The following is a 20724-nucleotide window of genomic DNA, read 5'->3' as shown; positions in this document are numbered from 1 at the left end:
GGGTTATGCCCTTTCGGTTTCCGAGATGCCGGCTGCGCGGACAAGGCCGAGCCTTCCTGCGACCAAGTAGAGAACGAACGCGATCACCACCGAGTTGATCGATGGCAATCCGATGTGCACGAAGTATCCGATCAAGGATGCGATCGCCCACACCACCAGGGTGGTCGGCACCCATCGCGGTGCCGAGGAGGGAAGCCGGTCCCCGGCAGCGGCGAGGTCCTTGCGCCAGGTCTTCACGAAGAAGTACTCCGCGATCATGATGCCCGCGATCGGCGGAAACACCACACCCAGGACGGTCAGGAAGGAGGTGAACAGATTCAGGATGCCGGCGGCCGCGAGGATCGATCCCGCGACGCCCATGATCAGCGTGACCAGACCGCGGTTGAGTTTCTTGCCGAAGACCACGTCGATGAAGTTGACCACGCCGAGACCGGAGCTGTAGATGTTCCAGTCGTTGATCTTGAGCGTGCCGAGCACGAGGACCAGGACGCCGACCCAGCCGACCGAGGACATGATCACGGTGGTGACGTCGGAGGTCTTCACGGCGTGGGCCAGCAGCACGCCGGCCAGGCCGATCACGTATTCGCCGAGGGTGATGCCCAGCACAGTCTGCTTGACGACATCGGCGGCCGAGCGGTTGAAGCGGGTCATGTCGGGAGTGATCACCGAGCCGACGATGAAGCCTCCGGCGACCAGCGTCGTGCCGGCGACGAATCCCAGGTGCGGGCCCGGCGGAGCCTGGGCGACCAACTGCGAGAAGGAATGCCGGTGCAGTTCGACGATGGTCGACCAGCCGACCAGGACCACGAACACCGGCACCGTGATGTTGGCCAGCCACTGCATGCTGTGGAATCCGCGGAGCACGATCGCGGTGACCAGGAAGCCGAAGAGCAAGGACCAGAGCCAGGTCGGGAAGAACGGCAGCAGGCTGTGCAGGCCGGTCGCGGACACACCCGACTGGATCCCGAACCAGCCGATCAGGCTCATGCCGATCGCCAGCCCGACGAGCGCCGACCCGGCGGATCCGAAACCGGTCCACCGGGTGATCATCGAGGTGTTCAGACCCTCCCGCACACCGATGATGCCGACGAAGATCGACACGATCTCCAGGATCACGGCGCCCAGGGTGAGCGCCCAGAAGGCGCTCCAGAAGGTCATCCCGAAGCCGAGGGTTGCGCCCAGCAGGAACTGGGACAACGCAGAGATCTGACCGAAGCGCTGGACGGCGACCTGGAACCAGCCGTAGCGCTCCGCGGCGGGAACGCGGCGCAGTGAGAAGTCGTCGACTGCGATCGGCGCCGCCACTGGTACGGCCGGCGCACCTGTCTGACTGGCCATCGGGTACTCCAAATGTCGTGGGGTCGAAGAATGCCGCCACGCTAAGCAGCACAGCCGGACCAGGCAATGTTCATCCTGTCGTTACGGACAGGTGACACTGTGCAGGTTGCACAAGGAGACGGAATCTCAGTGGACGGTCGGGGTGATCAACCGCTTCCGGCCGTACGGAAGAATGGCATCATGGGCCGACACACGCCTGGACGGGTTGCGATGTTGAGCCTGCACACTTCCCCGCTCGACCCGCCGGGCGTCGGCGACGCGGGCGGTCTGAATGTCTATGTGTACGAGCTCGCACGGCGACTCGGCAGCCGGGGCGTGCAGGTCGACATCTTCACCCGGCGGCGGACGCCGGACGTGCCGGAGGTGGTGCCCGCGGGCGGCGGCGTACGAGTGGTCCAGATCCCGGCCGGGCCGGCCGAGGCGGTGGCCAAGGAGCGGCTGCCGGAGCTGGTTGATGAGTTCGCGGCCAATGTCCTGGCCTGGCATGCCACTCACGCCGCCGGCGAACAGGAATGGGACCTCATCCACAGCCACTACTGGCTCTCCGGGATAGCGGGGATCACCGTGGCCGAGGGGTTGCAGCTGCCGCTGGTGCACACGATGCACACCATGGCCCGGGTCAAGAACGCCAATCGCGCGGGTGATCATCTCGTCGAACCGGACGTGCGGGAGGACGGCGAGACCAGGATCGTCGAGCAGGCTGATGTGCTGACCGCCAATACGGCCGACGAGGCACAGGAGCTGGTCCGCCACTACGGCGCAGTGCAGGAGCAACTCACGGTCGTCCCACCGGGTGTCGACCTGGAGACCTTCCACCCTTGTGCTCAACTCCAGTCCCGACGGCAGTACGGCCTTGCGATGTCGGACAAGATCATCTTGTTCGTCGGGCGACTGCAGCCGCTGAAGGCGCCGGACGTGCTGATCGACGCTGTCGCCGAGCTGGTACGCCGTCGGCCGGATCTCGACGATCAGCTCAAGTTGATCATCATCGGCAGCCCGAGCGGACCGGAGAGCACCTATGCCGACGCCTTGCCGGACACGATCCGTGATCACGGACTGGAGGACAGGATCATCGTTCGCCCGCACTCGCCCAGGCCGGAGCTCTTCCGCTGGTACTGCGCGGCGAATGTGGTCGGAGTCCCGTCCTACAACGAGTCCTTCGGCTTGGTCGCCCTGGAGGCACAGGCCTGTGGGCGACCGGTGGTCGCCACGGACGTGGGCGGGTTGCGCTATGCCGTCCACGACGGCGAGACTGGCTTGCTGGTCGCGGGTCACGATCCGGTGCTGTGGGCCGACGCGCTGGAGAAGCTGCTGGACGAGCCCGAGCTGGCGCGGGAGTTCGGTCGCAACGGTGCCCTGCATGCGGCCCGGTTCAGCTGGGACAACACCGCCGCGGCGGCCCTGGACGCCTACGCCCGGGCGCTGGCAGGGCCGTCCTAGCGCGAACCCGCACTTGGCCGGTGGGATCGTCAAGGCCAGGTCCGAAAACCGCCGGAGTCGGACGAGATGATCTTGCACGCTGAATCTCATGCACTCGACCGTTTCCTTGAAGGTCCACTACTACGGGACGCCGGTCGTCCTGATCTCCTCGACCAATCCCGACGGCACAACGAACGTGGCGCCGATGTCATCGGCCTGGTGGCTCAATGACTGCGCGATGCTCGGGCTCGGTGGGTCGTCCCGAACAACGAAGAATCTGCTGCGTACCGGCGTCTGCGTACTGAATCTGGCTTCCGCGGACCTGGTGGACCACGTCGATCGCCTCGCCTTGCTGACCGCCGAGCCCGTACTCAGCGACAACAAACGGCGGACCGGTTACCGATACGAGCCGCGCAAGTTCGAGGTGTCCGGTCTCACCCGACAGAAGTCCGATCTGGTGACCCCGGAGCGGGTCGCGGAGTGCCCGATCCAACTGGAGTGCGAAGTCGTGGACAGTCATGATTTCGGAACTGCCCAAGCGATCCAAGTCAGGGTCCTGCGGTCGCACGTGGAGGACTCGCTGATCATCCCCGGGACGGCGTACGTGGATCCGAGGTCGTGGGATCCGCTGATCATGAAATTCTGCGACTTCTTCGGTGAGTCGCGGCCCTTGGCTCCCTCCCGACTGGCTGCCGGCTGGTCGATGCCCGGCCGGATGCGAAACTACTTCGACGATCCGATCGAGATCCCCTCCACGACGTAGCGGGAGGTCAGAGTGAGCAGCAGGATCGGCACCGATGCCGCGATCAGCAGCCCGGCGGAGACCAAGGGCTGATTGTTGACATAGCGCTGGCCGATCATGGACAGCGCCGGCGTCAGTAGCCGCTTGCTGTCATCCGGCAGCAGGATGAGCGCGTAGAGCAACTCGTTCCACATGCCGAGGAACTGCAACACCGCGAGCGTGGCCAGGCTCGGGATCGCCACCGGTACGGCGACCCGCCCGACGGTGCGGAAGAAGCCTGCTCCGTCGACCTTCGCGGCGTCCAGGATGTCGTCGCTGATCGATCGGAACGAGAGGGTCAGGAAGAAGACCGCGAAGGGAAGATTGGTCGCGGTGTAGAGCAGCATCAGGCTGGTATAGCTGCCGACCAGACCGAGTGCAGACAGCAACAGATAGATCGGCAGGATCAGCACCTGGCTGGGAATCAGCATCACCGAGACGAACGAGCCGGTGATGATCTTGGCGCCGGGTGGGTTGAGCTTGGCCAGCGAGTAGCCGGCGAACGTTGCGAACAGCAGTACCAGGCAGGTGGAGACCGACACCACCAGGATGCTGCGCAGGAAGGCCGGGCCCGCGCCGTAGCCGTTCCAGACCACGCTGAAGTTGTGCAGTGTCCACTGCCTCGGCAGGCCGAGCGGATTCTCCTGATAGTCGAGCTGGGTCCGGAAGGCAGCGATCGCCAGGAAGTAGACCGGGTAGATGATCGACGCGGCCAGCACACAGAGGCCGATGAAGATCGGGATGCGAGCAGAACGGTTCAGGGTCTGGCTGGTCATCGGTTGGTCCTCAATCGTTGCCCTGGATGCGGAAGAACCGGTTCTGCAGGATCGTGAGCAGACCGATGAAGAGGAAGAGCAACACCGCCAGGGCGGCCCCGGGGCCGAGATTCTCGCTCCCGAACGCCTTCAGATAGACCAGGTAGTCGACGGTCGTGGTTGCATAACCCGGTCCGCCGGCCGTCATCACGAAGATGAAGCCGAACAGTGAGGTGAAGGTGTAGAGCACATTGATGATGAACACGAAGCCGAGCTCGCGTCGGATGTTCGGCAGCGTGATCCACCGGAGCCGCCGCCACCAGCCCGCTCCGTCGAGTGCCGCCGCCTCGAAGACCGAGGTGTCGATCGCCGAGAGTCCACTCATGATCAACAGAGCTTGATAACCGAAGCCGGACCAGACCAGCGCGATGACGATCACCCAGATCGCCAGGCTGCCGTCGGTGAAGAAGCTGACCCGGTTCCCGCCGACCGCAGCGATGATGCTGTTCACGGCACCGTAGTAACCGAAGATGCTCTTGAACATGACACCGATCACGACGATCGACAGCACGTTCGGCAGGAAGAAGATGATCCGGAACGTCTTCCAGCCTCGGATCTTCTCGAACAGCAATACCGAGACGATGATCGAGAAGAAGATCACCAGTGGCACCGAGATCAGGAACTTGACGTTGTTGAGGAAGACCTGGTGCACCAGCGGGTCGGTCAGGATGTTCGAGTAGTTCTTGAACCACACCCACTCGAAGTCGACGCCGTCGGTCTTGTTGAAGGAGATGAACAGCGCGTAGAGCACCGGGTACATCATGAATCCGACCACGATGATGAAGGCCGGTGCAGCAGCCGCCAGACCGATCCTGCGATCCCGGCGGCGCCAGGGAGCGGTCGGTCGCAGGGACGTAGCGGTCGGCGCAGCATCGGCTGCGCCCACCACCTTCGAAGCAGCGGGGACTGAAGTCACCCTTGCTCCGCATCCAGAGCAGCCTGGAGTTGCTGAACCGCAGACTGCGGGGTCGTCTTGCCCAGGAAGGTCGAAGCATCGAGGCGGTAGTAGAGGTCGATCACCGACTGCGGCATCACGTTGTCGAACGGGTAGACGATCGTCTGGGTGGTCTTGAGCTTCTCCGCCTGTTGCTTCAGCAGCGGGTTCTTGATCACCGAGGTGTCGCCCTGCTTGTTGCTGGACCCCTCGGTCTGTCCGAGCTTGACGTAAAGGTCCTGGGTCTTCGGCTCGGCGAGATACTTGACGAACTCCTCTGCGGCCGCCTGGTGCTTGGAGTAGTTCGTGACCGAGATCGCCACCTGCGGCCCACCGGCCGCCACGTCGGAGAATTTCGCGTCCTGCTCCATCGGGATGAACGACCAGCCGACGTTGTCCTTGAACTTCTGGTACATGCCGACGTCACCCCAGGTGCCGGAGAAGTAGATCGGCGCCTTTCCCTGGATGAAGCCCTGGTCCGCGTCGCCGTTGGAGACTTCGCCGGCATCCTTGTTGATCAGTCCGGTCTTGAAGAAGTTCGACCAGGTCGTGTACGCCTGCTGCATCGCCGGAGTATTGATCTTGGTCTTGCCGGAATACTGATCGGTGAAGGCGGTGGAACCGAGGTTTCCCGCGGCCAGCGCAGCGACGACCCAGGCACCGACGTATCCCTCCAGGTCGGCGACGTAGAAGGCCGGCTTGCCGGTGGCGGTGTGGTACTTCTGGCCCTCGGAGATCAGGTCCTGCCAGCTGGTCGGCTGATAGTCGGGATCAAGTCCTGCCTGCTTGAGCAGCTTCTTGTTGTACCAGACGGTGAAGTAGGTCCCCGATCCGTACGGCAGTGCCAGCAGGCTTCCGCTCGGTTCGTAGTTCTTCCGGACGGTGTTGAGGCCGTTGAACTGGGAGAGCGTGTCCTTACCCAGCACCTCACTCAGGTCGACGAAGTACTTCGAGAAGGACAGCGTCGGCCCGCCGGTGTACTGGATATGGATGTCCGGGCCGTTCCCGGCGATCGACGCGGCCTTGAACTGCGCAGCGTTGGCGCTGATGTCGCCACCCTGCTCGACGATCTTGATCGTGATGTTCTTGTGGGTGGCATGGAAGTTGCTCGCCGCCTGGTGCAGGAACGAGTCGGACTTCGCCGAGCCGTTGTCGTTGGTTTTGCCGAGCAAGCCCGTATCCCAGATCAGTACGGTCTGTGGGGCATCCGCGGACGTCCCGCCGCCCGATTTCGATGATGAGCAGGCAGCTGCCGATGCTGCCAGGGTTGCGACCGTAAGGACCGCGACCGCCGTCCTGAGTCTTCGCATCGTTGTGTCCTTTCGGTGAGCCCGTGGCTCAGCAGTTTCCGAGCGAGTTTTCGCCAGCGACCAAGCCATGGCTGACGTCTCGCACCCCCTGAGCATCGTTGACCCGGCGTCCCTACCTGCTGGGCCGAACGACCCCGGCTCGGAATATATACTACTTTTCGGCTCCAGCAGAAGGGGCTTCCCGGAACATCTTCGCAGAGCAAGGGTATGCGCCGCCTCCGGCGAGCGAACATGCCATCATCAGGATCAGTAAAAATATGATCTAATGCACCCAGTGCTGCGATCTGAACGAGGAGGGTGGATGAACATCGACTCGGTGGATTTCTTCTACGCCTCGATGCCTTCCGTGACCTACGACGCCGACGGCAGCCAGGACACGCTGCTCGTCCGGGTGCGCTCCGGCAGTGATGAAGGCTGGGGCGAATGCGAGGCCTCGCCACTCACCTCGATCGCCGCCTTCGTCACTCCGCGATCCCACGGGGTCTGTCAACCTGTCGCCGACTCCGTGCTGGGGGAACGGCTGGACAGCGTTGACGACATCGCCCGGATCGCTGCGCTGGTGCGCCGCAACAGCATGGATCTGCTCCAGGCGCCGCACACCTTCTCCGGCATCGAGATCGCACTATGGGACCTGCTGGGACGCCGGCTCGGCGAGCCGGTGTGGCGGCTGCTCGGTGGCCGGAGGGCCTATCCGAAGGTTCCGTACGCATCGATGCTGTTCGGCGCAACCGCGCAGCAGACCCTGGACGCCGTCAAAAGTGCGGCGGACGCAGGTTTCCGGGCGGTGAAGGTCGGCTGGGGCACCTTCGGACAGGGATCGGTCGACGCCGACGCCGACCAGCTGGCAGCGGCCCGCGAAGGTCTCGGGTCGGACGGGTTCCTGCTCGTCGACGCCGGTCAGATCTGGGTCGATGACGTGGCAGCCGCAGCGCAACGGCTACCTGCACTCGAAGCGGCGGGTGCCACCTGGATCGAGGAACCCTTCCTGCCGTTGGCCTACCGGGCGCACGCGGAGTTGGCGGGGCGCAGCGGGACCGTCGGCGTCGCAGGCGGAGAGGGCGCACACTCGGTCCACATGGCGACCAATCTGATCGACTACGCCGACGTCCGGTTCGTCCAGATCGACACCGGGCGGATCGGCGGGATCGGTCCGGCCAAGGCCGTGGCCGATTACGCGGCTGCGCGCGACATCGCGTTCGTGAATCACACCTTCACCAGCCAGCTCGCGTTGTCGGCCTCACTCCAACCGTTCGCGGCGCTTCCTGATCACCGCATCTGCGAGTTCCCGCTGACTCCCAGCGAGCTGGCCAGGAAGATCACCGCCGGCCGGCTGGAACTGGTGGACGGCGAGCTGCTGCCGCTCGATGCGCCGGGTCTGGGCCTGGACGTCGAGCTGGAGGCGATCCGTCCCTACCTGCACGATGTCGAGATCAGCATCGACGGCCACGCTCTGTATGCTGGCGAGCACTTCGGCGGGACCCGATGAAAGCCAGCCCGTGAGGAGCTCCGTGACACAGCTCGATGGTGAGGTCGAGACCACCTCCGGTTATGCGATGCGTGGTCGGCAGGGCAAGATCATCGAGGCGCTCGGCCGGGACATCGTCGGTGGCCGCTACCGGCCCGGAGATCTGCTGCCGCGCGAGGCAGAACTGACCGAGGCGTACGCGGCCAGTCGCACGTCGCTGCGTGAGGCGATCAAGGTGCTGGCAGCCAAAGGGCTGGTGGAGACCCGCCAGAAGGTCGGGACCCGGGTCCGGGAGCGCGAGCTGTGGAGCGTCTTCGACACTGACATCCTCCGGTGGCAGACGGCCGGCGACAATGCCGAGTCGGTGATGCGGGATCTGATCGAACTGCGCCAGATCCTCGAGCCCGCCGCTGCCCGGCTGGCAGCCGGTCGGGCTGAGATCGAGGATCTCCGGCGGATCGGGCAGGTGACGGCCAGGATGGCCGCCAGCGCGGAGGAGCATGAGCAGTACGCGGCCAGCGACGTCGACTTCCATCTGGCGATCTATGCGGCGTCGCACAATGAGTTGCTGGGTCGCTTCGGGCGGTTGGTGGCCGACTTCATGCGGCTGAGCTTCGATGTCCAGCAGCGGGCGCGTGCCCAGGAGACGGTCGACTTCGCCGATGATGCCAGAGCCCACGCCGTCGTCTACCAGGACATCAATCGCGGCGACGCCACCGCTGCGGCGGAGTCGATGCTCGCCGTCGTGCTCGACGGCAAGAGCGCACTGATCGAAGCGCTCAACACCCTGTCGCTGCGCGACGACGCGGTCGCATCGGACCGTTAGCGTCGTCCGGCCGTCCCGTTATCCCACTCGGCTACCCAGGCTCGGCCATCCAACTCGGCTGTGATGGTCCAAGTCAGCGTCGCTCCCGGATCCAGCACTTTGTGGGTCTGTTGATCGACGCCCTCGACGACCGAGACCGGATATCCGGTACAGGGCTCCAGGACCAGGACCTCCAGTCCGCGCCAGCCGCCGTACGACGCGAAGAGCCAGCACGACGGCAGTGCGTCCAGGTCCCAGCTCAGGCGCAGGCCGGTCCCGCGTGATGGATGTCGTACGCCGCAGGCTCCGTCGGCCGGCGAGGTCGCCAGCAGGAATTCGCTGACCGGACCGCTGGGGCTGTCGGGCAGCCGGCGGAAATCGTGCCGTACTCCGTCCCGATCGAAACCTGGCCAGTCGAACGTGTTGCCGATCGGCCGGGCACGAGGAGAGCCGAAATCCTCGATCAGGATCGGACCCGACGGCAGATCGATCATGGTGTCGGGGTCCAGGGCCAGGGCGACATGTGCCTTCCACAGGAAGGGCAACGGCCGCGGGGTCGGATTGTGCAGCCGATAGCCGACCACCAGCCGCGCATCGGTACCCAGGGTGAGCGTCTTGACCGCCTCGACTCCGGTCACCGGGCCCACGATCCGGAGCTCGGTCGACACCGCGCCGGTCCCGGCGCCGGCCGCGTAGGCCCACGGCACAGACCACAGCTCGCCGTGATCCGGCAGTGCGTTGCCGGCCAACACCTCGGGGATGTCGTTGGGGAAGATCTCGTCCCAGCCGCCGACGAATTGGTCGTCGTAGTCGGAGCCGAATTCCGGCTCCTGCAGCGGGATGCGGGAATTGCGCCAGAGCAGGTCGGAGTCGGTGCGCTTGTCAACCAGGCTGATCAACTTTCCGCCGAGCGACGGGAGCAGCACCGCCCGGAGCACCTGGTTCTCCATGATCACGCTCGGGATGCCGGCGAGCGACTCACGGGTGTCGATCGTCGGACCCGGTTCAGCCGCCATGGTGAGGCTCCGACGCAACCAGCACCTCGGACCCCAGCTCGTCGACGACGATCTGGTGGATCCGCGGCAGCTGCGCGACCAGGCTGTCGATGTCGGTCCGGGTGGCCACCGCGGACACACTGATCGCACCGGTCGGCCGGGACGGCGAGTCCAGGAACAACGGCAGTGCGACACAGACCACACCGAGGTCGTTCTCCTCCCGGTCCAGCAGATAGCCCTGCTCGCGCCCTTCGGCCAGGGCCGCGTGGAGGCCTTCGGCCGTCGTGATCGTGTGCGGAGTCCGCGCTTCGAGTGGGCCGGTGGCCGCGACGTACTCGCGAACCGCGTCGAGATCGCGGAGCCGGTGCATCAACAGTGCCTTGCCGATTCCGGTCCGGTACGCCGGGTTGGAGCCTCCGATGACCGAACTCATCCGCAACCCGTCGCCGCTGCCGGAAACCTTTGCCTGGTAGACGATCCGATCGCCCTCCAGGACTCCGTAATGGGCGGTCTCACCGGTCTCGGCGGCCAGCCGTTGGAGCAGCGGGCCGACCAGCAGGCTGGGCGCCCGGGCGTCCTGGTAGCTGAACACCAGCCGGAGCAGCTCGAAACCGACGTGGTAGAGACCCTGGTGATCCTGCCGCGCGAATCCGGACTGGATCAGCGGCGCGAGGGCGCGATGCGCGCTCGACCTCGGCAGTCCGAGGCTGTGCGCGATGTCGATCAGCCGTGCGCCGTTCGGCTGGCCGGCGAGATAGCGCAATGCGGACAGGACGCGTACGGCTCCGCCCGGAGGAGCCTCGCCCGCGCCTGCATCGGGCCCGACGTGATCGGCCACGCGTCCTCCTCCGCCCGCTGTCGCGACAGCCGGATCGTCTTGACACTGGTACGTCCGGACGGAAGACTAGCGAACAGTGCGCGATATAGGAATGGTGTTCCGATAATCGGAACCGATGAGGTGGGTGGCGAGAGGATCCCCGGATGCGAGCACTGGTGCTCAGTGATGTCGAGCGGTTCGAATGGCTCGAAGTGGACGACCCCGAGCCTGGCCTGGACCAGGTGCGGATCGCCGTGCTGCAGGCCGGGATCTGCGGGTCGGAACTCGGCGGCTTCCTGGGGACCGATGGCCTGCGCCATCCCGGCCTGGTCTTCGGCCATGAGTTCCTCGGGACCATCGACCGGTACGGGCCGGGGCAGTCTGCCGGGCATCGGTTGCCCGAGGGCACCCTGGTCACGGCCAACCCGCTGCGCTCCTGCCACGCCTGCACGATCTGCCGCTCGGGACATGCGAATGTCTGTCCGCACCGGGAATTGCTGGGCGCCCACCTCAACGGCAGCAACGCAGAATATATCGTCGTCTCCTCCGGCGACGTCATCCGCCTCGACGGGCTGCCCGACCCGGGCGCCGGCGTGTTTGCCGAGCCGACGGCCTGCGCACTGCGCGCCGTCCGGCGGGTGGGGCTGCTGCCGGGCAGCCCGGCGCTGGTGCTCGGGGCTGGGACGATCGGGCTGCAGGTCCTCGAACTGCTGCGCCACGGCGGGGTCGACGAGCTCTACTTCACCGAGCCGAACGCGGGCCGGGTACGGGCCGCGGAGGCCATCGGGGCCGTACGACTCAGCAGTGACCCTGCCGAGCTGGCGGACCAGGTTCGGGATGCCACCACCGGCCCCGGCGTGGCCGCGGTGTTCGATGCGGTGGGGACCGAGCAGGCCCGCTCCTCCGCTGCCGCCCTGGCCCGCTCCGGCGGCAGCGTCTGCTATCTCGGGCTGCACGCGGCCGGAGCGGCGCTGCCGGTTCGGGATCTCATCCGACGCGAGGTGACCGCCTATACCAGTTTCGCCTACAGCGCTGACGAATTCGCCCAGGCGGTCGGGCTGCTGGGTCGCGCGGAAGTCGCGTTCCACGGCGAGGTGATCCGCGCACCGATGGCCGACGGCCAGCAGTGGTACGAGCGGCTGATCGCCGGCCACCACGCGACCAAGGTCCTGCTCGAGCCCCGTCCCGGTGCCGCTTCCTGACCTTCCGCACTCGCTGCCGCCATCACATCAACGTCGATCACCATTCGAGGAGCACCTTCTGATGATCATGCCGCCGGAGTTGAAATCCGATCGCCGGACCGCCGTATCCGTGCGCCGGGAGGGTGACCACGCCCGGACGTTCGCGACCACGGCGACCGAACCCGGCACCGACGACGCATCCGGTCTGGTGCTCGGCAGCGTCGTCGTCGACAACGTGATCGGCATCGACGGCTTCACCAGCAGCTGGGGCCTGGAGTACCAGCCGATCCGGCTGCCGGTGACCGAGCCTTCCGGCCTCGAGGTGACTACCGGCCGGTCGACGCAGGGTGCGATCCCGTGGCTGCGGTTGACGACCCCGGAAGGCGTCGTGATCATCACTATCCACTGGAGCGGCAACTGGCGCCTCGACACCCGACCCGACGGTCGGGGAGCGGTCACGGTGACCGCCGAGCTACCGGCTCGCGGCCAGGAGGTCGCCGGCGGGGAAGCACTCCCGGACGTCAGCATCGCTTGGGGACCGGAGCAGCGCAGCGCTTCGGCGGCACTTGCCCGGCACCTTGCAGCCAATGCCCCGTCCGGGCCGCCGGCGCTGACCGAATGGAACCACTGGTGGCCGTACGAGGACGCCGAGATCACCGAGGACGTCTTCCTAGCCAACGCCTCGATCGCCGCGGAACTCGGCTTGGAGGTCGCGGTACTGGATGCCGGCTGGTTCGGCCGCTCCGACGCCGGTAGTGACTGGTACGCCGAGCGCGGCGACTGGGATCACGTCAACACCGAGCGGTTCCCGCACGGCCTTGCCTGGCTGGCGAACCAGACGCGTCGACGCGGAATCGACTTCGGCATCTGGATCGAGGCCGAAGCGGTCGGGGAGCAGGCCACGATCGCCGCTCGGCGACCGGAGCTGATGGCCACCGCTGACGACCAGAGCCTCGGCTACGTCTGCCTCGGATCACCGCAGGGGCGCGAGCATGTGCTCAGCTCGGTGCTGGAGCTGATCGAGACCACGACAGCGCGATGGATCAAATGGGATTTCAATCTCGATCCCGGCTCGGGATGTACGCGGTCCGATCATGGACACGGGCCCGACGACGGGCTGGCTCAGCACTACCTCGGCCTCTACCAGACGCTGGACTGGATCCGGGCGGCGCACCCGGAGACGATTCTCGAGGCGTGTTCGTCGGGCGGCCTGCGGATCGACCCCGGCCTGGCCGCACACGTCGACGCATTCTTCCTGTCCGACCCGGACTGGACCGAGCATCACCTCACCTGTCTGTGGGGAGCAGCCCAGCTGTTGCCGGCCCGCCAGCTCCTGCACTGGCCGCAGAGCGAGTGGCGCGGCGAACATCGCTTCCAGAAGGTCGACTACTCGGGCACCCTGATCACCCGGGCCCAGTTCGACACCAAGATCAGAGCGGGACTGCTGCACCGTCTGGGACTGTCGATCCGGCTCACCGAGCTGCGTCCGGACCTGCGCGAGCGGCTGGCCGAGCACATCGCGGGATATCGCGAGCACATCCGTCCCTTGGTCGAGACCGGCGTGATCATCCCGCTGACCGATCAGCCACTACGGGAGGAGAAGGGCCACCGGCAGCCGGCGTTCCAGCTGACCACGGGTGATGATCATCTGATCGCGGGCTTCAGGCTTCCGCCGACCGGGGACTGGGATCCGATCATCCCTTACGGATTGGCGGGCGAGCGGACGTACGACGTGCGGCTGCTGGACGGCAGCACTGTGAATGATCTTGGTCAGCGGACCGGCGAGCAGCTCGCCACCGAGGGCCTGTCGGCCGGGGATCCGGCCGAGACCTCCGCTCTCTGGCTGCTCTCACCTGTTCAGCCGGTTTAGGGAATCAGGTCGGGTAGGGGTAGCACCGGGCGGTTGCACCGCCGTCGACCGTCACGCCCTCGCCGGTGACGAAGCCGGCCTCGTCGGACAGCAGGAAGGCGATCACCCGCGCCACCTCGACGGGCTCGATCAGTCTGCCGAGCGGGTGCAGGTCGGCATACTCCTTGAGCAGCGCGTCGGGATCAGTGGCAGCGTCGAGGAAGGACTGGGTCAGCGGCGTCCGTACGGCGCCGGGCCGCACCGAGTTGCAACGGATGCCGTGCGGAGCCTGCTCGACCGCCAGTTGCCGGGTGAGGGCATCGATCGCACCCTTGGTCGACGCATACACGAAGGCCTCCGGAAACCCTGCCAGGGCGTGAATGCTGGAGATGTTGACGATCGAACCTCCGCGGTCGCGCATCGTCTCGGTCGCGACCGAACAGCCCAGCAGGGTGCCGATCAGATTCACCTCGATGATCCGACGCATGGCGTCCTCGTCGAGGTCATGCGCCGTGGTGGGGATCTCGATGCCGGCGTTGTTCACCCAGCCGACCAGCCTGCCGTGCTCGGCGGCAGCATCGCGAGCCCGCCGATGATCGTCGCCGAGGGAGATGTCGCCGCGCACGCCGATGAACCGGCGGGGAAGATCATCGGCGAGCCTCTCCAGCCCGGCGCCGTCACGATCGAGTCCCACAACAACGTGCCCGCGATCGACCAGTAGTCGGGCTGTCGCTTCCCCGATCCCGTTCGCGGCGCCGGTGACAACGACCGCAGTCAAGGTTTGATCAGATTCCACTGCCCCACCGTATTCGTCGCCGTAACGGCCGTGTGATCACGGCGTAACACCCACCGAGTTTACTAATCGTATACATTGATTCCTATCATGAAACCGAGGACACCGTGGTTGACCGAGGTGATCTGGTGGAGCTGGTGGAGCAGACCGGTACGCGCTATCTGCTGGCGATGTTCGTTGATCTTCGCGGCAAGCTGTGCGCGAAGCTGGTGCCGGCCGCGTCCACCAAGGCGCTGGCCGCGGAGGGTGTCGGCTTCGCCGGATTTGCGGTCGGCGCGATCGGCCAGCAGCCGTCTGATCCGGATCTTGTGGCGATGCCTGATCCGGCGTCGTTCGCGCCGGTCCCGTTCGTGCGTCCGGGGCTGGCGGTCGTGCACTGTGATCCTTACGTGAACGGCGAACCGTGGCCGTACGCGCCGCGGGTGATCTTGAAATCTGCGCTGCAGAAGTCGACGGCCCGCGGACTGACGCCCTATGTCGGCGCGGAGATCGAATACTTCCTGCTGCGCCGTGACGAGCTCGGACGGCTGCAGCCTGCGGACGGTCGCGATGTCGCGGCACAGCCCTGCTATGACGCGCGCGGCGTGACCCGGATGCTCGATCATCTGACGGCGGTCTCGGAGGCGATGAACTCGCTGGGCTGGTCCAACTATGCCAATGATCACGAGGACGCCAACGGCCAGTTCGAGCAGAATTTCCAGTACGCCGATGCCTTGACCACCGCCGATCGGGTGATCACCGGCCGTTACTTGATCTCGGTCCTGGCCGAGCAACGGGAGATGACGGCGACGTTCATGGCCAAGCCGTTCACCGATCGCACCGGCAGCGGACTGCACCTGCATCTGTCGCTGCGTCGCGGCAATGACGTCGGAGAGGAGCTGATCTTCCCGGCCGCCGATGATCCTCGGGGTCTCGGGCTGTCGGTGACCGGCTATTCCTTCGTGGGCGGGATTCTCGACCACGCTGCCGCGCTGCAGGCGGTCATCGCGCCGACCGTCAACTCCTACAAGCGGACTGGAGCCGCCGCGTCGACGTCCGGTGCCACCTGGGCGCCGCGGGTGCCGAGCTACGGTGGCAATGACCGGATGCACTACATCCGGATCCCCGACGAGCAACGGATCGAGCTGCGCGGGCCGGACGGGTCGGCGAACCCGTACCTTGCCATGGCGGCAGCGATCGCGGCCGGTCTCGATGGTGTCGATCGCAGCCTGGATCCGGGCGAGCCGGGCGATCAGGATCGGGATCCGCTCCCGCCGACGCTGTTGCACGCAGTCGAGGCGCTGGAGGCCGATCCACTGATCTCAGGAGTGCTCGATGCGGCCGGCCCAGGCGTGACTGCCTACTTCGCCCGATTGCAGCGCGAGGAGTTCTGGCAGTGGCACCACCAGGTCGGTGAGTGGGAGATCAATCGTTATCTGCAAGCGTTCTAGAGGGAGCAGGTTGATCATGTGCGGCATTGTTGGACTGCATCTGCGGGATCGGGGACTGTATCCGCGGCTGGGTGAACTGCTGGCGGGGATGCTCGTCGAAATGGCAGAGCGGGGGGCGGACTCGGCCGGTGTGGCCGTCTACGGCGACCCGGGCTGGTCGCCGTCGGGCCGGGTGGGCGTCTGTTTGCTGGACGTCGGGCTGCCGCCGAAGCGGGTCGCGGAGGCAGTCGGTGACCGCCTCGGATCGGCCGTGGTCGCAGAGCAGCTTGACGCCACGACGCTGCTGCACGCCCCGGTGGATCCCCAGGAGCTGCTCGAGGCGGCGACCACAGCGTTTCCCGAGGTGCTCGTCGGCGGCTTCGGTTCGGATGTGACGGTGCTGAAGGGCGTCGGCCGCCCCGATGATCTTGTCGCGCGGTACGGGCTGCGGTCGGCCCAGGGCTGGCAGGGTGTCGGCCACACCCGGATGGCCACCGAGTCCGCGGTCACCGCCGGGGGCTGTCATCCCTATTCGGTGGGTCCCGATCAATGTCTTGTGCACAACGGATCCTTCGCCAATCACGCGACGATCCGCCGGGAGCTGATCGCCGACGGTGTCCGGTTCGACTCCGACAACGACACCGAGGTCGGTGCCCGCTTCGTCGCCCGTGCCCTGGCTGACGGATTGACGCTGGAGGCTGCCCTGAAGTCGCTCTGTGCGACGTTCGACGGCTTCTACACGCTGCTGGTGTCCAGTGCCGACTCGTTCGCGGTCGTCCGTGATGCGATCGCCTGCAAGCCGGCGGTGATCGCCGAGACCGACGACTGGGTGGCGATGGCCTCGGAATACCGGGCGCTGGTCGGACTGCCCGGGATCGAGCACGCCACCATCTTCGAGCCGGAGCCGGAGGTCGTCTACGCATGGACACGCTGACCCCACGGACCGCCGACGCCGTCGAGCTCGACCTGTCGGGCGTCGGACTGCGCGAGACCAACCGGCTACTGCATCACCCCGAGGAGCTCACCGGCACCACGGTGACGATCAGTCACCCGCAGGGCGCCCACAGCGTGGCTGCCGGGCTGGATGCACCGCTGGTGATCACCGTTGCCGGTCATGTCGGCTACTACGCCGCCGGGATGAACCAGCAGGCCACGATCACCGTCGACGGCAACTGCGGCCCTGGTGTCGCGGAGAACATGATGAGTGGCCGCGTACGAGTGCGTGGCAACGCGTCCCAGTCCGCGGGGGCGACGGCCCATGGCGGCTTGTTGATCATCGACGGCGACGCGGGGGCCCGCTGCGGCATCTCGATGAAGGGCGTCGACATCGTCGTCGGCGGCAATGTCGGCCACTCCAGTGCCTTCATGGCCCAGGCCGGCCGCCTGGTGGTGCGCGGCGATGCGGGTGACGGGTTCGGCGACTCGATCTACGAGGCGCGGCTGTACGTCCGGGGCCGGGTCGCGTCGCTCGGAGCGGATTGCGTCGCCAAGGATATGGGCCCCGACCAGTTGACCGAGCTCGCCGGACTGCTCGAGGCCGCGGGCTACGACGACGATCCGGCCGAATACACCCGATACGGGTCGGCGCGCCGGCTGTACCACTTCCACACCGACAACGCGAACGCGTACTGACCGAGACCCTAGGAGAACCTGCGATGGCTGTTGGTCAGCCGACAACCCAACCCGGGGCCAGCGCTGACTGGCGGGCCGAACACGGACTGCGGGAGTCCGCGACCTTCGACCGGGCGACGATCCACGAGATCCAGCGCGCCGCCGCGACGGGTGTCTACGACATCCGCGGCTGGGGCGCCAAACGGCCGCTGCCGCATTTCGACGATCTGGTGTTCCTCGGCGCGAGCATGTCCCGGTATCCGCTCGAGGGCTATCGCGAGCGCTGTGACACCGACATCGTGCTGGGTGACCGGCACGCCAGCAAGCCGCTGCACCTGGACATCCCCGTCACGATCGCCGGGATGAGTTTCGGTGCACTTTCTGCCCAGGCCAAGGAGGCGCTCGGTCGTGGCGCCAGCCTGGTCGGGACCTCGACCACGACCGGCGACGGCGGGATGACCCCCGAGGAGCGTGGTCACTCCAGGCTGCTGGTCTACCAATACCTGCCGTCCCGGTACGGGATGAATCCGGATGATCTTCGCGCCGCGGATGCCATCGAGGTGGTGCTCGGTCAGGGTGCCAAACCGGGCGGGGGTGGCATGTTGCTCGGTCAGAAGATCACCGAGCGGGTCGCCCGGATGCGTACGCTGCCGGTCGGCATCGACCAGCGCAGCGCCTCGCGGCATCCGGACTGGACCGGCCCGGACGATCTGACGATCAAGATCAACGAGCTGCGGGAGATCACCGACTGGGAGAAGCCGATCTATGTCAAGGTCGGCGCGACCCGCACCTACTACGACGTCAAGCTCGCCGTGCACGCCGGTGCCGACGTCGTCGTGGTGGACGGGATGCAGGGTGGCACCGCCGCCACCCAGGAGGTGTTCATCGAACATGTCGGGATCCCGACACTGGCGGCGATCCCACAAGCGGTGCAGGCGCTGCAGGAGCTCGGAGTGCACCGCAAGGTTCAGCTGATCGTCTCCGGCGGGATCCGTGGAGGCGCCGATCTGGCCAAGGCCCTGTCGCTCGGTGCGGACGCCGTCTCGATCGGCAGTGCGGCCTTGATCGCCTTGGGAGACAACGACCCGGCCTTGGAGGCCGACTACCGCGCATTGGGCTCGGCGGCGGGCTTCTACGACGACTTCCAGGACGGCCTCGACCCGGCAGGGATCAGCACCCAGGACCCCGTACTCGCGGCCAGGCTCGACCCGGTCGCCGGCGGCCGGCGGCTGGCCAACTTCCTGTCGGTGATGACCATGGAGGCCCAGACCATCGCCCGCGCCTGCGGCAAAGCTCACGTCTGCCACCTCGAGCCGGAGGACCTCGTCGCACTGAGCATCGAGGCTGCCGCGATGGCCAGGGTGCCGCTGGCCGGGACCGACTGGATTCCCGGCCGATGAGCACTCAGCGGGTCGACGTTGTCGTGGTCGGCGCCGGCCTGGCCGGCGCGGCCGCTGCCTGGGAGCTGACCAATCGCGGATACTCGGTCGTGATCGTGGAGCAGTTCGAGGTAGGCCACGCCGAGGGCAGTTCGCACGGCACGTCACGGATCTATCGCCGCGCCTACCTCGATCCCTTCTACATCCGGTTGACCGGACGGGCCGAGCGGGAATGGGACCGACTGGAGGACCAGGCGGGAATCGCGTTGCGGACCCGTACCGGGGGACTGGATGCGGGCCGACTGCGACATCCGACGGAGCTGATCGGCCTGCTCCGCCAGCAAGGCGTCGCAGCCGAGTTGCTGCCCCCGGAGGAGATCACCGAACGCTGGCCGGGTATCGATCTCGGCGAGCCTGCTGTCTTCCATGACCAAGCCGGCTACCTCGATGCCGGTGCCACCGTTCGTACGCTTGTTGGACTGGCCGTCGGCGGTGGTGCGGTATTGGCCGAACGGTGCGCTGTCGAGCGGCTGTCGCCCTGTGCGGACGGGATCGTGGCGCAGACCGCGGACGGCAGTTGGCGTGCCGGGGCGGCGGTCGTTGCCGTCGGTTCCTGGTTGCCAAACCTGATGAACGGTTTTCCTTCGCCCGTGGTCACCCCGAGGATCACCGTCAAACAGCAGGAGGTGTTCCACCTGCCGCGCCGGACCGATGTCGGCGATCCGGACGCGATCTGGCCGACGCTGGTCTACAAGGACGAGGTCGAGATCTATGCGCTCACCTCCGGTGCCGACGGCGGGCAACGCCCGGCCTACAAGATCGGCCAGTTCGACAGCGTCTCCGACACCACGGCGGACAATCGCGACAAGATCATCGACCCGGTCGCGCGGGCCGTCTGCCTGGACTTCGCCGGACGACACCTGCCGGGTCTGGAGCATCAGCCCAGCAACGAACAGAGCTGCCTGTTCACGATGACGGCGGACGAGGACTTCGTGATCGACCGGATCGGCCCGATCGTCGTGGCGTCGCCCTGCTCGGGCCACGGTGCGAAATTCGCGCCGTTGACCGGCGTGCTGATCGCCGACCTGGTCGAGGGCGGACCGGCGGTGCCGCGGTTCGCCTTCCGCACCTGACATTCTGGGTCCATGGACTCCGCCAATCCGCTGCTGCGCAACGTCACGGGCCGAACGGCCGAGCGGCGCCGGGCCGCTGTCGATGAGCCCGGACTGGAGGAGATCATCGGCCGCAACGTCCGCGAACTGCGGACCACGGCCGGTCTGACCGTAGCCGAGATGGCCGACCGGATCGGCATCTCCAAGGCGATGCTTTCCAAGATCGAGAACGCCAACACCTCGGCCAGCCTGTCCACGCTGAGCCTGCTCGCCACCGGACTGGATGTGCCGGTCACGTCACTCTTCCGCGGCGCTGACGCCGAGCGTGAGGCCGTGTACACCCCGCGTGGCACCGGTCCACGCATCGCCCGCAACGGCACCCGCGTCGGACACGAGTACGAGTCGCTCGGCTCGCTTCGCGGTCGACACAAGCGCCTCGAGTCATTGCTGGTCACCCTGACAGAGAACAGCGAGACCTATCCGGTCTTCCAGCATCCCGGTACTGAGTTTCTTTATATGCTTGAAGGAATCATGGTCTATGGGCACAGTCGCCAGACCTATCGGCTGACGCCGGGAGACTCATTGATCTTGGACGGTGAGGGTGCACACGGGCCGACCGAGCTGGTCGAGCTGCCGATCAGCTTCTTGTCGATCATCGCGTTCCCCGACTCCATGGTGTGACTAGGGAACCGGCCCGGTAGGCGGCGATGT

Annotated in this window: 19 protein-coding genes; 12 read left to right on the top strand and 7 right to left on the bottom strand. The window is 66.4% G+C overall.

From position 1 onward, the window contains the following. Positions 1-3: 3 nt before the first annotated feature. Positions 4-1338, bottom strand: a complete 1335-nt coding sequence (locus IEY07_RS17195; RefSeq protein ID WP_188896627.1) for a purine-cytosine permease family protein — start codon at positions 1336-1338, stop codon at positions 4-6. 180 nt (positions 1339-1518) lie between these two features. Here IEY07_RS17195 and mshA point away from each other — a divergent pair, with 180 nt between their 5' ends. Further along, complete coding sequence (gene mshA / locus IEY07_RS17190; RefSeq protein WP_188896626.1) at positions 1519-2778, top strand: D-inositol-3-phosphate glycosyltransferase; 1260 nt, start codon at positions 1519-1521, stop codon at positions 2776-2778. 88 nt (positions 2779-2866) lie between these two features. Then, positions 2867-3520 (top strand): flavin reductase family protein, encoded by a 654-nt coding sequence (locus IEY07_RS17185; protein WP_188896625.1) that lies wholly within the window; start codon positions 2867-2869, stop codon positions 3518-3520. On the opposite strand, the gene IEY07_RS17180 is transcribed toward IEY07_RS17185, so the two are convergent. The 3 genes from IEY07_RS17180 to IEY07_RS17170 are packed head-to-tail and all read right to left on the bottom strand — an operon-like array spanning position 3481 to position 6459. Next, the gene (locus tag IEY07_RS17180; protein WP_188896624.1) at positions 3481-4314 is read right to left on the bottom strand and encodes a carbohydrate ABC transporter permease; all 834 of its coding nucleotides are present in this window, start codon (positions 4312-4314) and stop codon (positions 3481-3483) included. The two genes, IEY07_RS17185 and IEY07_RS17180, sit on opposite strands and share 40 nt — an antisense overlap. 10 nt (positions 4315-4324) lie before the next feature. Then, on the bottom strand, positions 4325-5269 hold the full coding sequence (locus IEY07_RS17175; protein WP_188896623.1) for a carbohydrate ABC transporter permease: 945 nt from the start codon (positions 5267-5269) through the stop codon (positions 4325-4327). Next, a complete protein-coding gene (locus tag IEY07_RS17170; RefSeq protein ID WP_188896622.1) occupies positions 5266-6459 on the bottom strand; it encodes an ABC transporter substrate-binding protein in 1194 nt (397 codons plus the stop codon). Before IEY07_RS17170 ends, IEY07_RS17175 begins: the two co-directional genes overlap by 4 nt. A 439-nt stretch (positions 6460-6898) precedes the next feature. Here IEY07_RS17170 and IEY07_RS17165 point away from each other — a divergent pair, with 439 nt between their 5' ends. Together IEY07_RS17165 and IEY07_RS17160 are read left to right on the top strand one after the other, a co-directional pair. Then, entirely contained in the window at positions 6899-8083 is a 1185-nt protein-coding gene (locus IEY07_RS17165; RefSeq protein ID WP_188896621.1) for a mandelate racemase/muconate lactonizing enzyme family protein, read from the top strand. 22 nt (positions 8084-8105) lie between these two features. Then, positions 8106-8888: a FadR/GntR family transcriptional regulator gene (locus tag IEY07_RS17160; protein ID WP_188896620.1), complete on the top strand. Its 783-nt coding sequence runs from the start codon at positions 8106-8108 to the stop codon at positions 8886-8888. Here the strand turns inward: IEY07_RS17160 and IEY07_RS17155 are convergent. Together IEY07_RS17155 and IEY07_RS17150 are read right to left on the bottom strand one after the other, a co-directional pair. Next, complete coding sequence (locus tag IEY07_RS17155; RefSeq protein ID WP_188896619.1) at positions 8885-9883, bottom strand: DUF5107 domain-containing protein; 999 nt, start codon at positions 9881-9883, stop codon at positions 8885-8887. The two genes, IEY07_RS17160 and IEY07_RS17155, sit on opposite strands and share 4 nt — an antisense overlap. Continuing rightward, entirely contained in the window at positions 9873-10700 is an 828-nt protein-coding gene (locus IEY07_RS17150; protein ID WP_188896618.1) for an IclR family transcriptional regulator, read from the bottom strand. Before IEY07_RS17150 ends, IEY07_RS17155 begins: the two co-directional genes overlap by 11 nt. Before the next feature lie 143 nt (positions 10701-10843). Here IEY07_RS17150 and IEY07_RS17145 point away from each other — a divergent pair, with 143 nt between their 5' ends. Both IEY07_RS17145 and IEY07_RS17140 read left to right on the top strand, forming a co-directional pair. After that, positions 10844-11881 carry a zinc-dependent alcohol dehydrogenase gene (locus IEY07_RS17145; protein ID WP_188896617.1) on the top strand — a complete coding sequence of 346 codons (1038 nt, stop codon included), beginning with the start codon at positions 10844-10846 and terminating at the stop codon, positions 11879-11881. 61 nt (positions 11882-11942) lie between these two features. After that, complete coding sequence (locus tag IEY07_RS17140) at positions 11943-13730, top strand: glycoside hydrolase family 36 protein (RefSeq protein ID WP_188896616.1); 1788 nt, start codon at positions 11943-11945, stop codon at positions 13728-13730. A gap of 4 nt (positions 13731-13734) precedes the next feature. Here the strand turns inward: IEY07_RS17140 and IEY07_RS17135 are convergent, their stop codons facing one another. Next, the gene (locus IEY07_RS17135; protein ID WP_188896615.1) at positions 13735-14505 is read right to left on the bottom strand and encodes an SDR family NAD(P)-dependent oxidoreductase; all 771 of its coding nucleotides are present in this window, start codon (positions 14503-14505) and stop codon (positions 13735-13737) included. Between the two features lie 125 nt (positions 14506-14630). Between IEY07_RS17135 and glnT the strand changes: the two genes are divergently transcribed. The 6 genes from glnT to IEY07_RS17105 are packed head-to-tail and all read left to right on the top strand — an operon-like array spanning position 14631 to position 20694. Beyond that, positions 14631-15932 (top strand): type III glutamate--ammonia ligase, encoded by a 1302-nt coding sequence (gene glnT, locus IEY07_RS17130; protein WP_229670220.1) that lies wholly within the window; start codon positions 14631-14633, stop codon positions 15930-15932. A gap of 16 nt (positions 15933-15948) precedes the next feature. Beyond that, entirely contained in the window at positions 15949-16845 is an 897-nt protein-coding gene (locus tag IEY07_RS17125) for a class II glutamine amidotransferase domain-containing protein (RefSeq protein ID WP_188896614.1), read from the top strand. Further along, complete coding sequence (locus tag IEY07_RS17120; protein WP_188896613.1) at positions 16833-17543, top strand: GltB/FmdC/FwdC-like GXGXG domain-containing protein; 711 nt, start codon at positions 16833-16835, stop codon at positions 17541-17543. The genes IEY07_RS17125 and IEY07_RS17120 overlap by 13 nt, the downstream gene beginning before the upstream one ends. A 23-nt stretch (positions 17544-17566) precedes the next feature. Continuing rightward, entirely contained in the window at positions 17567-18922 is a 1356-nt protein-coding gene (locus IEY07_RS17115; RefSeq protein ID WP_188896612.1) for an FMN-binding glutamate synthase family protein, read from the top strand. Then, positions 18919-20034 (top strand): FAD-dependent oxidoreductase, encoded by a 1116-nt coding sequence (locus tag IEY07_RS17110; protein WP_188896611.1) that lies wholly within the window; start codon positions 18919-18921, stop codon positions 20032-20034. The genes IEY07_RS17115 and IEY07_RS17110 overlap by 4 nt, the downstream gene beginning before the upstream one ends. 12 nt (positions 20035-20046) lie before the next feature. Continuing rightward, positions 20047-20694 (top strand): helix-turn-helix domain-containing protein, encoded by a 648-nt coding sequence (locus IEY07_RS17105; RefSeq protein ID WP_188896610.1) that lies wholly within the window; start codon positions 20047-20049, stop codon positions 20692-20694. Positions 20695-20724: the final 30 nt, after the last annotated feature.

Origin of the sequence: Microlunatus endophyticus (assembly GCF_014646195.1) — a bacterium.
GTDB classification, from domain to species: Bacteria; Actinomycetota; Actinomycetes; order Propionibacteriales; family Propionibacteriaceae; genus Microlunatus; species Microlunatus endophyticus.
Note: the sequence above shows the minus strand (reverse complement) of the source record. Positions and strands in the feature narration are given on the sequence as shown.

Bases quoted from the DNA above. Each gene is read 5' to 3' on its own strand.
- IEY07_RS17195 (WP_188896627.1), bottom strand. From the start codon at position 1,338: ATGGCCAGTCAGACAGGTGCGCCGGCCGTACCAGTGGCGGCGCCGATC.
- mshA (WP_188896626.1), top strand. From the start codon at position 1,519: ATGGGCCGACACACGCCTGGACGGGTTGCGATGTTGAGCCTGCACACT.
- IEY07_RS17185 (WP_188896625.1), top strand. From the start codon at position 2,867: ATGCACTCGACCGTTTCCTTGAAGGTCCACTACTACGGGACGCCGGTC.
- IEY07_RS17180 (WP_188896624.1), bottom strand. From the start codon at position 4,314: ATGACCAGCCAGACCCTGAACCGTTCTGCTCGCATCCCGATCTTCATC.
- IEY07_RS17165 (WP_188896621.1), top strand. From the start codon at position 6,899: ATGAACATCGACTCGGTGGATTTCTTCTACGCCTCGATGCCTTCCGTG.
- IEY07_RS17155 (WP_188896619.1), bottom strand. From the start codon at position 9,883: ATGGCGGCTGAACCGGGTCCGACGATCGACACCCGTGAGTCGCTCGCC.
- IEY07_RS17145 (WP_188896617.1), top strand. From the start codon at position 10,844: ATGCGAGCACTGGTGCTCAGTGATGTCGAGCGGTTCGAATGGCTCGAA.
- IEY07_RS17140 (WP_188896616.1), top strand. From the start codon at position 11,943: ATGATCATGCCGCCGGAGTTGAAATCCGATCGCCGGACCGCCGTATCC.
- IEY07_RS17125 (WP_188896614.1), top strand. From the start codon at position 15,949: ATGTGCGGCATTGTTGGACTGCATCTGCGGGATCGGGGACTGTATCCG.
- IEY07_RS17120 (WP_188896613.1), top strand. From the start codon at position 16,833: ATGGACACGCTGACCCCACGGACCGCCGACGCCGTCGAGCTCGACCTG.
- IEY07_RS17115 (WP_188896612.1), top strand. From the start codon at position 17,567: ATGGCTGTTGGTCAGCCGACAACCCAACCCGGGGCCAGCGCTGACTGG.
- IEY07_RS17110 (WP_188896611.1), top strand. From the start codon at position 18,919: ATGAGCACTCAGCGGGTCGACGTTGTCGTGGTCGGCGCCGGCCTGGCC.
- IEY07_RS17105 (WP_188896610.1), top strand. From the start codon at position 20,047: ATGGACTCCGCCAATCCGCTGCTGCGCAACGTCACGGGCCGAACGGCC.